At 70.3% G+C, this 10,281-nt stretch carries 10 protein-coding genes; 4 read left to right on the top strand and 6 right to left on the bottom strand.

Going from position 1 to position 10,281, the window contains the following annotated elements; genetic code table 11:
* The 3 genes from AC13HU_RS22140 to AC13HU_RS22130 form a co-directional block, all read left to right on the top strand.
* Nucleotides 1-364, top strand: a 364-nt coding sequence (locus tag AC13HU_RS22140; protein WP_483043666.1) for a pyridoxamine 5'-phosphate oxidase family protein, incomplete at its 5' end; no start/stop codon positions are given.
* A 184-nt stretch (nucleotides 365-548) separates the two neighbouring features.
* Nucleotides 549-1,127, top strand: a complete 579-nt coding sequence (locus AC13HU_RS22135) for a thioredoxin family protein (RefSeq protein ID WP_483043665.1) — start codon at nucleotides 549-551, stop codon at nucleotides 1,125-1,127.
* Nucleotides 1,124-1,720 carry a hypothetical protein gene (locus AC13HU_RS22130; RefSeq protein WP_483043664.1) on the top strand — a complete coding sequence of 199 codons (597 nt, stop codon included), beginning with the start codon at nucleotides 1,124-1,126 and terminating at the stop codon, nucleotides 1,718-1,720. Before AC13HU_RS22135 ends, AC13HU_RS22130 begins: the two co-directional genes overlap by 4 nt.
* A gap of 78 nt (nucleotides 1,721-1,798) precedes the next feature.
* Here the strand turns inward: AC13HU_RS22130 and AC13HU_RS22125 are convergent, their stop codons facing one another.
* From AC13HU_RS22125 to dnaK, 5 genes are all read right to left on the bottom strand, one after another.
* Nucleotides 1,799-2,305 carry an FBP domain-containing protein gene (locus AC13HU_RS22125; RefSeq protein WP_483043663.1) on the bottom strand — a complete coding sequence of 169 codons (507 nt, stop codon included), beginning with the start codon at nucleotides 2,303-2,305 and terminating at the stop codon, nucleotides 1,799-1,801.
* A 277-nt stretch (nucleotides 2,306-2,582) separates the two neighbouring features.
* Entirely contained in the window at nucleotides 2,583-3,059 is a 477-nt protein-coding gene (locus tag AC13HU_RS22120; RefSeq protein ID WP_483043662.1) for a heat shock protein transcriptional repressor HspR, read from the bottom strand.
* Between the two features lie 4 nt (nucleotides 3,060-3,063).
* Nucleotides 3,064-4,257 carry a molecular chaperone DnaJ gene (dnaJ, locus tag AC13HU_RS22115; RefSeq protein WP_483043661.1) on the bottom strand — a complete coding sequence of 398 codons (1,194 nt, stop codon included), beginning with the start codon at nucleotides 4,255-4,257 and terminating at the stop codon, nucleotides 3,064-3,066.
* Nucleotides 4,258-4,293: 36 nt separating this feature from the next.
* Nucleotides 4,294-5,004, bottom strand: coding sequence for a nucleotide exchange factor GrpE (gene grpE / locus AC13HU_RS22110; RefSeq protein WP_483043660.1), 711 nt, complete (start codon nucleotides 5,002-5,004; stop codon nucleotides 4,294-4,296).
* Entirely contained in the window at nucleotides 5,001-6,887 is a 1,887-nt protein-coding gene (gene dnaK, locus AC13HU_RS22105; protein WP_483043659.1) for a molecular chaperone DnaK, read from the bottom strand. Before dnaK ends, grpE begins: the two co-directional genes overlap by 4 nt.
* A 378-nt stretch (nucleotides 6,888-7,265) precedes the next feature.
* Here dnaK and AC13HU_RS22100 point away from each other — a divergent pair, with 378 nt between their 5' ends.
* Nucleotides 7,266-9,524, top strand: a complete 2,259-nt coding sequence (locus AC13HU_RS22100; protein WP_483043658.1) for a (Fe-S)-binding protein — start codon at nucleotides 7,266-7,268, stop codon at nucleotides 9,522-9,524.
* Between the two features lie 117 nt (nucleotides 9,525-9,641).
* Here AC13HU_RS22100 and AC13HU_RS22095 read toward each other — a convergent pair.
* Nucleotides 9,642-10,281: DsbA family protein (locus tag AC13HU_RS22095; protein WP_483043657.1), on the bottom strand; the 640-nt coding region annotated here is incomplete at its 5' end.

Here is a 10,281-nt window from a genome sequence, read left to right as displayed (position 1 = left end):
CTTCTGGCGCGAGTACCACCTGTGCACGCTGACCCCCACCCGCCCCGACGGCTCCCCGCACGTCGTCCCGGTCGGCGTCACCTACGACCCCGATGCCGGGCTGGCCCGGGTGATCACCAACACCGCAAGCCGCAAGGCCGCGAACGTCCGCGCCGCCGGGCCGCCCGGCGCCCGGGTCGCGGTCTGCCAGGCCGACCGCGGCCGCTGGGCCACCCTCGAGGGCATCGCCACCGTCTGCACCGACCCCGAGCGCGTCGCCGACGCCGTACGCCGCTACGCCGAGCGCTACAACCGCACCCCCGCGCACAACCCGGACCGCGTCGTCATCGAGATCGCCCTCACCCGCGCCATGGGCAACGCCTGACCATGCCCCCGTGCACCCCGCACCGCACATCCGCAGCCCGCCACACGCCTCCTGAACAGGGCTTCTTCCGTTGCACGGCAACTGCTAAAGTGCGCTGACTCGTTTGAGCTGGGGGCAGTTGACGATGTGGGGACAAGCGCGCCGCAGCGTGCGGACACGCACCTCGGTCCGAACGCGCTTGCTGGTGGCGGGGGTTGCGGGTACGGCGGCGCTGCTCCTCGCGGGCTGCGGCGGATCTGGCGGGTCGGGCGGCTCATCCGACGCGTCGGCGCTGTCGAAGGACACCTCCAAGCCGGCCGCTTCCACCCCGGCGGGCGCCACCCCGACGGCGATCACGCGGACCACGCCGCCCGGTACGGTGCCACCCGGCACGTCGTCGCCGGAGGGCTACGACCCCACGCGTGACGCGGCGGCGGACGTGGCCGCGGCCGAGCGGGCCTCGGCCAAGGACGGCCGCCCGGTGCTGATCGACTTCGGCGCGGACTGGTGCCCCGACTGCGTGGTGCTCGGCCGCACCTTCACGAAGCCCGCGACGGCCGCCCTGCTGGGCAAGTACCACGTAGTGCGCGTCGACGTCGGCCAGTTCGACCACAACCTGTCGCTCGCCGCACGCTACGTGGACCTCCGGACCAGCGGTATCCCGGCGCTCGCCGTGGTGGACCCACACGGGCACACCGAAACGGCCACCGACAAGGGCCAGTTCTCCAACGCCCACAACATGCCGGAGTCCCAGGTCGACGCGTTCCTGAAGACATGGGCGTGAGAAGGGGAACCGCCGCCGCCCGAGGGCACGCACGGGGGAACAGCGTCTCCCCCGCCGCCGTCGCCGCGGCCGTGCTGCTCTGCACCGTCGTCTCCGGCTGCGGCCAGGACGGTCAGAGCGGTAACAGCGGTCAGCACCAGGCGGCACCGTCCCGTACGCACGCGTCCTTCACCGCGGGCGGAGTGGACGTCGCCGTCACCTTCGAACGGTCGGCCGCGCACAAGGTGGCGGTGACCGCATCCCTCAGCCCGCAGCAGAAGGGCTTCCACCTCTACAGCCTCACGCTGCCCGACCAGGGGGTCGACGGCCTCGGCATCCCGACCCGCCTGACGGTCGCCGCCCCGCTCACCGCGACCGGCCCGGTGACCTCCGACGCCCATCCGTACGGCCTGCGTCCCGCGGGCCTCGGCCTGACGCTTCCGGTCTACCCGGACGGCCCGGTGACCCTGCACCTGACCACGAATCTCGCCGATGCCACCGGCCGATCCGCCACCGCGAGCGTCCAACTCACCTACGGGGCCTGCTCCACCGACGGCGCCTGCCTCGCACCGGTCCGGGCGCACCCGGTCACGCTCGACGTCCCGCCGCGCTGACGCCGCGGGACGCCCACACACGGGCCGCTCGGGTTCGGCCGCCCGACTTCACGCCGCTCGGGTTCGGGCCGCCCGACTTCACGCCGCCTGGGCGCCGGTGACCTTCGACAGGAAGCCGTCCAGGTTGCGCAGCGTGCGCTCCACCTGCTCCTCCAGGGTCAGGGTCTCCTCCATGCGCTTGGCCAGCACCGAGGTCTTCTTGCCCCGTACATACAGGGAACAGGCCAGGTCGGCGCACATGTAGATGCCCACGGTGTTGCCCTGCCGCCCGGCCGGGCCGGCCAGCGGCGCGGCCAGCAGGTCCACTCCGCCCCCGGAGTGCCCGGTCAGGCAGATCGAGCACAGGCTGCTGCGCAGCAGATTCCGGCGCGCGCCGGGCGCCACCCGCAGGGTGATCCCCACCGGCCGCTCGCCGCCGGTCACGATATATGCCCGGTCCGGCGCGCCCGGGTCCCGCCAGCCGATGAAGTCGAGGTCGCCCCACGGCATCTCCGCGAGCTCCCGCGGCAGCCTGACCCGCTTCGCCTCCCCCTTCGAGCAGTTCACGAAGGAGTCCCGGATCTGCGCTTCACCAAGTGGGTCCATAACACCCGAAGCTAACAAGCACCCGGCGAGACTGTCGCCGCATTTACGGGGAGCAACGGGCCGTACCCGCACCCCCGGGGAGGCCGCGCTAGTGCCGTGGCCGGAAAGGTTTGCCTGGTTCGCGGCGTCCGGTGCGGTACATCGCAAGGCGGAGGTGCGCCCTCGTACTGGGCGTACTCGGGCGACTCCGACAACGCTGGGGGCACCTCCCGCCGAAGGTAGGGGGAGAGGTGCCGTGCCGGGCGTCGCGAACCGGTGAACCTTTCCGGCCACGGCACTAGGAATCCCGCTTGGGACGCCACACCACCAGCGCGCTGGTGTGCTGCACGTCCTGGTACGGCACCAGATCGCGCCGGTACGACGCGTGCACCGCGGCCTCGCGCTGCTGGATGACGGCGGCGGCGCCGTCGACGGCGGCGGCGAGTTCGGCGACCCGGGCCTGGAGCGCGGCGACCTGGTTCTCCAGCTCGATGATCCGCTTGATGCCCGCGAGGTTGATGCCCTCGTCCTGCGAGAGGCGCTGCACCTGCCGCAACTGCTCGATGTCGCGGGCGGAGTAGCGGCGCCCGCGGCCGGCCGCGCGGTCCGGCGAGACCAGGCCGAGGCGGTCGTACTGCCGCAGGGTCTGCGGGTGCAGCCCGGACAGCTCGGCCGCCACGGAGATCACATAGACCGGCGACTCCTCCGTCAGCTGGTACGGATTGCGGCCTCGCCCCATGCGGGGCCCGGAGGCCCCGCCGCCGTCGATGCTCATCCGCTCACGCTCCCTTTGCGGCCTTGAACAACTCCGCCCGCGGGTCGAGGTCCGCGGTCGCCTCACGGTACGACTCCAGCGCGTCCAGCGCCTTGCCCTCGGTCTGTGCGGGCACCGCCACCTCGACCGTGACGAGCAGATCGCCGCGTGAACCGTCCTTGCGCACCGCGCCCTTGCCCCGGGCCCGCAGGGTCCGGCCGTTCGGAGTGCCGGCGGGCAGCTTCAAGGTGACCGGCGGTCCGCCCAGGGTCGGCACCTTGATGTCGCCGCCGAGCGCGGCCTCGGTGAAGCTCACCGGGACCGTGACCGTCAGGTTGGCGTCCTTGCGGCCGAACACCGGGTGCGGGCCGACGTGCACGACCACGTACAGGTCGCCGGCCGGGCCGCCGCGCTCGCCGGCGGCGCCCTTGCCGCGCAGCCGGATGCGCTGCCCGTCGGTGACCCCGGCGGGGATGCGCACCTGCATGGTGCGCGAGCTCTTCGCCCGGCCGCTGCCGTGGCAGACCTCGCAGGGGTTCTCCGCGATCAGGCCGCGGCCCTTGCAGTCCACGCACGGGTCGGTGAGCGAGAAGCCGCCACCGCCGCCGCGCGAGACCTGCCCGGTGCCGACGCAGGTCGGGCACACCCGGGGCGTGCCGTTCCTGTCGCCGGTGCCGGAGCACGCCTTGCAGGGCGACTGCGAGGACATCCGCAGCGGGACGGTGGCCCCGTCGACGGCCTCGGTGAAGCTGAGCGTGACCTCGGACTCGATGTCCTGGCCGCGGCGCGGCTGCACGCGGGTGCCGCCGCCCCGGTTGAACAGGCCGCCGAACACGTCGCCCAGGCCGCCGCCGAAGCCGCCGCCCTGGCCGGTCGTGGTGCTGCCGCCGGGGCCCTGGGCGCCGCCGAAGAGGTCGCCCAGGTCGAAGTTGAACCCGCCGGTGCCGCCCGCGCCGGGACCGGGCCGCATGCCGCCGTTGCCGAACAGCGCGCGGCCCTCGTCGTACTCCTTGCGCCGCTTGGCGTCGGAGAGCACGTCGTTGGCCTCGGAGATCTCCTTGAAGCGCTCCTCGGCCTTGGCGTCGCCCTTGTTGGCGTCGGGGTGGAACTCCCGGGCCAGCTTGCGGTACGCCTTCTTGATCTCGGCGTCGGTGGCGTCCTTGGGGACACCGAGGACCTTGTACAGGTCCTTCTCCAACAGGTCCCTACTGATGCTCATCCTCGGCGTCCCTCCTCTCCGTCACGTCCCGCTCCGTCAGCCCTCGGATGGGCCACCGGTCTCCTCGTCGTCGTCCGCCTTCCGGTCGGCCTGGTCGGCCGGCTCGCCGGACTCGGACTGTTCGTCCTTGCCGTGGGCACCCGGCTGGGGCTCGGCGACCGCGACCCGGGCCGGCCGCAGGTTGCGCTCCCCGATGCGGTACCCCGGCTGGAGGATCTGCACGCATGTCGTCTGTGTGACATCAGGCGAATAGCTGTGCATCAGTGCCTCGTGCACCAGCGGGTCGAAGGGCTCGCCCTCCTTGCCGAACTGCTGCAGGCCCAGCTTCGCGGCGACCGTCTCCAGCGACTCGGCGACCGACTTGAAGCCGCCCACCAGTTCGCCGTGTTCCCGCGCCCGGCCGATGTCGTCGAGCACCGGGAGCAGTTCGGTCAGCAGGTTGGCGACCGCGATCTCCTTGACGGCGACGCGGTCCCGCTCCACCCGGCGGCGGTAGTTCTGGTACTCGGCCTGGAGGCGCTGGAGGTCGGCGGTGCGCTCGCCGAGCGCGGTGCGCACCTGGTCCAACTGCGCCTTGACGGCCGTCAGCTCCTGGGAGGTCGCGTCGTCCCCGCCCCCGGACACCGGGCCCGCCTTACCGGCGGTCCCGTTGCCCGAGTTGGACTTGCCCGCCTTGCCGGACTCCGGCTTGTCGGCGGCGTCGGAGGGAACGTCGGGCTCCTCGAAGCCCTTCGGCTCCTCCGTCACGCGGCACCATCCCTCTTGCTGCTCTCGTCGTCGACGATCTCGGCGTCCACGACGTCGTCGTCCGCGGCCTGGGCCGAGCCGTCGGCCGCACCGGCGCCCGCACCGGCACCGGCGGTCGCCGCGCCGCCCTCGGCCTGCGCGTTGGCGTACAGCGCCTGGCCGAGCTTCTGGCTGGTGGCCGCGACCTTCTCGGTGGCCTCGCGGATCGACGCGGTGTTGCCGTCGTCGGACGACTCGTTCTTCAGCTTCTCCTTGAGGTCGGCGATCGCGGTCTCGACCTCGGACTTCACGTCCTCGGGAAGCTTGTCCTTGTTGTCCGCGATGAACTTCTCGGTCTGGTAGACGAGTTGCTCACCCTGGTTGCGGGTCTCGGCGGCCTCGCGGCGCTTGTGGTCCTCGTCCGCGTACTGCTCGGCCTCGTGGCGCATCCGGTCGACCTCGTCCTTGGGCAGCGAGGAGCCACCCGTGACGGTCATCCGCTGCTCCTTGCCGGTGCCGAGGTCCTTCGCGCCCACGTGCATGATGCCGTTGGCGTCGATGTCGAAGGTGACCTCGATCTGGGGCATCCCGCGCGGGGCCGGCGGCAGACCGGTCAGCTCGAACATGCCGAGCTTCTTGTTGTACGCCGCGATCTCGCGCTCGCCCTGGTAGACCTGGATCTGCACCGACGGCTGGTTGTCCTCGGCGGTGGTGAAGATCTCCGAGCGCTTGGTCGGGATCGTGGTGTTCCGCTCGATCAGCTTGGTCATGATGCCGCCCTTGGTCTCGATGCCGAGGGACAGCGGGGTGACGTCGAGCAGCAGGACGTCCTTGACCTCGCCCTTGAGGACACCGGCCTGGAGGGACGCGCCGATGGCGACGACCTCGTCCGGGTTGACGCCCTTGTTGGCCTCCTTGCCACCGGTCAGCTCGCGCACCAGCTCCGCGACGGCGGGCATCCGGGTCGAGCCGCCGACCAGGACCACGTGGTCGATCTCGGACAGCTGGATGCCGGCGTCCTTGATCACGTTGTGGAACGGGGTCTTGCAGCGCTCCAGCAGGTCGGAGGTGAGCTGCTGGAACTGCGCCCGGGTCAGCTTCTCGTCCAGGTGCAGCGGGCCCTCGGAGGACGCCGTGATGTAGGGCAGGTTGATCGAGGTCTCGGTCGACGAGGACAGCTCGATCTTCGCCTTCTCCGCGGCCTCGCGCAGCCGCTGGAGCGCCATCTTGTCCTTGCCCAGGTCCACGCCGTGGCCGGACTGGAACTGCTTGACCAGGTAGTCCACCACGCGCTGGTCCCAGTCGTCACCACCGAGGTGGTTGTCGCCGTTGGTGGCCTTGACCTCCACCACGCCGTCGCCGATCTCCAGCAGGGACACGTCGAAGGTGCCGCCGCCGAGGTCGAAGACGAGGATCGTCTGGTCGTCCTTGTCCAGGCCGTACGCCAGCGCGGCGGCGGTCGGCTCGTTGACGATGCGCAGCACGTTCAGACCGGCGATCTCGCCGGCCTCCTTGGTGGCCTGCCGCTCGGAGTCGTTGAAGTACGCGGGGACGGTGATCACCGCGTCGGCGACCTTCTCGCCCAGGTACGACTCCGCGTCCCGCTTCAGCTTCTGCAGGATGAAGGCGCTCATCTGCTGCGGGTTGAAGTCCTTGCCGTCCAGGTTGATCCGCCAGTCGGTGCCCATGTGGCGCTTGACCGAGCGGACGGTCCTGTCGACGTTGGTGACAGCCTGACGCTTGGCCACCTCGCCGACGAGCACCTCGCCGTTCTTGGCGAAGGCGACGACGGACGGCGTGGTCCTGGCGCCCTCTGCGTTGGTGATGACGGTGGGCTCGCCGCCTTCGAGAACGCTGACGACGGAGTTAGTCGTGCCCAGGTCGATGCCGACCGCACGTGCCATGGTTAATCCTCCAACAACTGACTTGAGTGCAACTGGCTCAACAGTGCCCGACAACGAGCCCGGTGTCAATTGACATGAGTCGAGGCGACTCAACTGAACGGCGCGTGTCCGACGCACTACCCGAGCGGTGCCACCGCGGCCCCGGCGCCACCCCCTCACCCGTCTCACGGATGAGCACCCTGCGTAGTTCCCCGGCCATGCCCGAACCACCACAATTCCCCCGATCGGCGGCAGACCCACCGCACGAGCGCCCACCTGGCGACACAGATCACCAGCAGGGCTGCTTTATGGGCCCCGAATTCCCGGGTAATCTCAGCCGAGACCGAAGTAAGTTACCGCTTAGTACGTTTTTGCTCGCAGCAGGCCCGAGGAGCCCTCATGCAGCTCGCCGCGATCATCGTGTCGCTGGTTCTCACGGCGGTCGGTGTCGCCCTGATCGGCCTCGCCGTCGCGCAGATCTACCGGTTCGTCCGACTCGGCCAGCCCGTCCCCGCGGGCAGCCGTACCGACGACCCGGTCGCGCGCACGAAGACGCTGGCCAAGGAGTTCGTCGGCCACACCCGGATGAACACGTGGGGCCCGATCGGCGTCGCCCACTGGTTCGTCGCGGTCGGCTTCCTCACCCTGGGCCTGACCATCCTCAACGCCTACGGGCAGCTCTTCAAGGCCGACTGGATCCTCCCGGTGATCGGCACCTGGCTGCCGTACGAGGTGTACATCGAGTTCATCACGCTCTTCACCACCCTGGGCATCCTGGTGCTCATCGCGGTCCGGCTGATGAACCTGCCCTCCCGAGCCGGGCGCAAGTCGCGGTTCACCGGATCGACCGCCTGGCAGGCGTACTTCGTCGAGTACGTGGTGCTCGTCATCGGCCTGGCGATCCTGATGCTGCGCGCCCTGGAAGGCGCCCTGCACGGCGTCGACCACTACGAAGCCGCGTACTGGGTGTCGTACCCCCTGGTGGCGGGTCTGCGCGGGCTGAGCACCGGCACCTTGCAGAACGCCGTGTACCTGGTCGCGATGATCAAGCTCGGCGTCACCATGATCTGGGCGATCACCCTGGGCCTGAACACCTCGATGGGCGTGGCCTGGCACCGCTTCCTCGCCTTCTTCAACATCTGGTTCAAGCGCAACGCCGACGGCCCGGTGGCCCTCGGCGCGCTGCAACCGATGACCAGCGGCGGCGTACCGATCGACTTCGAAGACCCGGGCGAGGACGACGTGTTCGGCGTCTCCCAGGTCGAGCAGTTCTCCTGGAAGGGCATCCTCGACTTCTCCACCTGCACCGAGTGCGGCCGCTGCCAGTCGCAGTGCCCGGCCTGGAACACCGGCAAGCCGCTGTCGCCGAAGCTGCTGATCATGAGCCTGCGCGACCACGCCCACGCCAAGGCGCCCTACCTGCTGGCGGGCGGCGGCAAGTCCACGGAGGGCGAGGAGAAGGCGACCGAGGAGCAGCTCGCCGGTGTGCCGGCCGCCGCCCTCGCCGAGGCCGAACGCCCGCTGATCGGCAGCCTGGAGGAGAACGGGGTCATCGACCCCGACGTGCTGTGGTCCTGCACCACCTGCGGCGCCTGCGTCGAGCAGTGCCCGGTGGACATCGAGCACGTCGACCACATCGTCGACATGCGCCGCTACCAGGTGATGATCGAGTCGGCCTTCCCCAGCGAGGCCGGCACGATGCTGAAGAACCTGGAGAAGAAGGGCAACCCCTGGGGCCTGCCGAAGAAGCAGCGGCTGGCCTGGGTGAAGGAAGTCGACTTCGAGGTGCCGATCGTCGGCGAGGACATCGAGGACCTGACCGAGGTCGAGTACCTGTACTGGGTCGGCTGCGCGGGCTCGCTGGAGGACCGCGCCAAGAAGACCACCAAGGCGTTCGCCGAACTCCTGCACATCGCGGGCGTCAAGTTCGCCATCATGGGCGGCGACGAGAACTGCACCGGCGACTCGGCCCGCCGCCTGGGCAACGAGTTCCTCTTCCAGCAGCTCGGCCAGGAGAACGTCGCCATGCTCAACATGGCGTTCGGCGAGGAACTCGACGACGACGGCAAGGTCGTCCCGTCCTCCCGCAAGCCGCGCGCCTCGAAGAAGATCGTCGCCACCTGCCCGCACTGCTTCAACACCATCGCCAACGAGTACCCGCAGCTCGGCGGCGAGTACGAGGTCATCCACCACACCCAGCTGCTCCAGCACCTGGTGGACGCCGAGCTGCTGGTCCCGGTCACCCCCGTCGAGGGCCTGATCACCTATCACGACCCCTGCTACCTCGGCCGGCACAACAAGGTCTACACGCCGCCGCGCGAGATCATCGCCAAGGTGCCCGGGCTGCGCAACGAGGAGATGCACCGCCACAAGGAGCGCGGCTTCTGCTGCGGCGCCGGCGGCGCGCGCATGTGGATGGAGGAGCGGATCGGCAAGCGCATCAACAACGAGCGCGTCGACGAGGCGCTGTCCCTGAACCCGGACATCGTCTCCACCGCCTGCCCGTTCTGCCTCGTCATGCTCACCGACTCGGTGAACGGCAGGAAGAACGAGGGCAAGGCCAAGGAGTCCCTACAGGTCGTGGACGTCGCGCAGTTGCTCCTCGACTCGGTGCGGACGCCGGCGACGGTTCCGGCGGAGGCCACGACGACGGGTTGAGCCCGGGCTACGGGTTGAACCCGGGCAACGAGTCGAGCGGGACGGTGGGTTGAACCGCACGGCGGGCTGAACGCCGCTCGGACGTCATGGTGCCGCGGCCGGCCGCGGGGTGGTCCTTCAGGACACCCCGTGGTCGGTCAGCATCTTCTTGAAGTCCGCCGCGTCGAAGATCCCGGTGTCGTCCGACACCTTGTCGCCGTCGATCTTCACCATCGGCGTGCCGTTCGCCCCGCTCTTGTCGAACGCGCTCTCCGAGGCGCTGACGAAGCTCGCGTACTTCTGGCCGCGCACCGCCGCGTCGAAGGCGGGAGTGCGCAACCCCGGCACCCGGCCGGCGAGTTGGAGCAGGAAGTCCACGGTGAAGCCGTCGGTCTGCTCATTGGGCTGGTACTGGTAGACCAGCGTGTGCAGCGCCGCGAAGCCGCTGCCGTTCGCCGACTCCGCCACAGCCGCGCGCAGGGCGTTCACCGTCCGCTTCGAGCCGCCCCCGCCGCGCTGGTCGAGGAACGACGCGAACGTGTACTGCACGCGGATCTTGCCCGCCACCTCCAGCGCATGGATCTGGGCCGCGTTCGCCTGCTCGAAGTGCTCGCAGATCGGGCAGCGCGGGTCCTCGTAGACGGTGAGAGTGTGCGCCGCGGAGGGGTCGCCGACGGTGACGGTCGTGCCGTCCGGCTCCAGCCGGGCCGGGATCGCGTTGGCCGGGGCGCCGGTACCGGTCGCGGTGCCCGTCGGCGTGGGGGCGGCGGGGGTCGCA

The organism is Streptomyces sp. NH27, assembly GCF_056859195.1.
The sequence above is the reverse complement of the archived record's forward strand: the minus strand, read 5'-3'. Positions and strand labels throughout refer to the sequence as shown.

Excerpts from the sequence above, each read along its gene's own strand:
- AC13HU_RS22125 (WP_483043663.1), bottom strand. The coding sequence starts at position 2,305 with ATGGACCCACTTGGTGAAGCGCAGATCCGGGACTCCTTCGTGAACTGC.
- AC13HU_RS22120 (WP_483043662.1), bottom strand. The coding sequence starts at position 3,059 with ATGAGCATCGACGGCGGCGGGGCCTCCGGGCCCCGCATGGGGCGAGGC.
- dnaJ (WP_483043661.1), bottom strand. The coding sequence starts at position 4,257 with ATGAGCATCAGTAGGGACCTGTTGGAGAAGGACCTGTACAAGGTCCTC.
- dnaK (WP_483043659.1), bottom strand. The coding sequence starts at position 6,887 with ATGGCACGTGCGGTCGGCATCGACCTGGGCACGACTAACTCCGTCGTC.
- AC13HU_RS22100 (WP_483043658.1), top strand. The coding sequence starts at position 7,266 with ATGCAGCTCGCCGCGATCATCGTGTCGCTGGTTCTCACGGCGGTCGGT.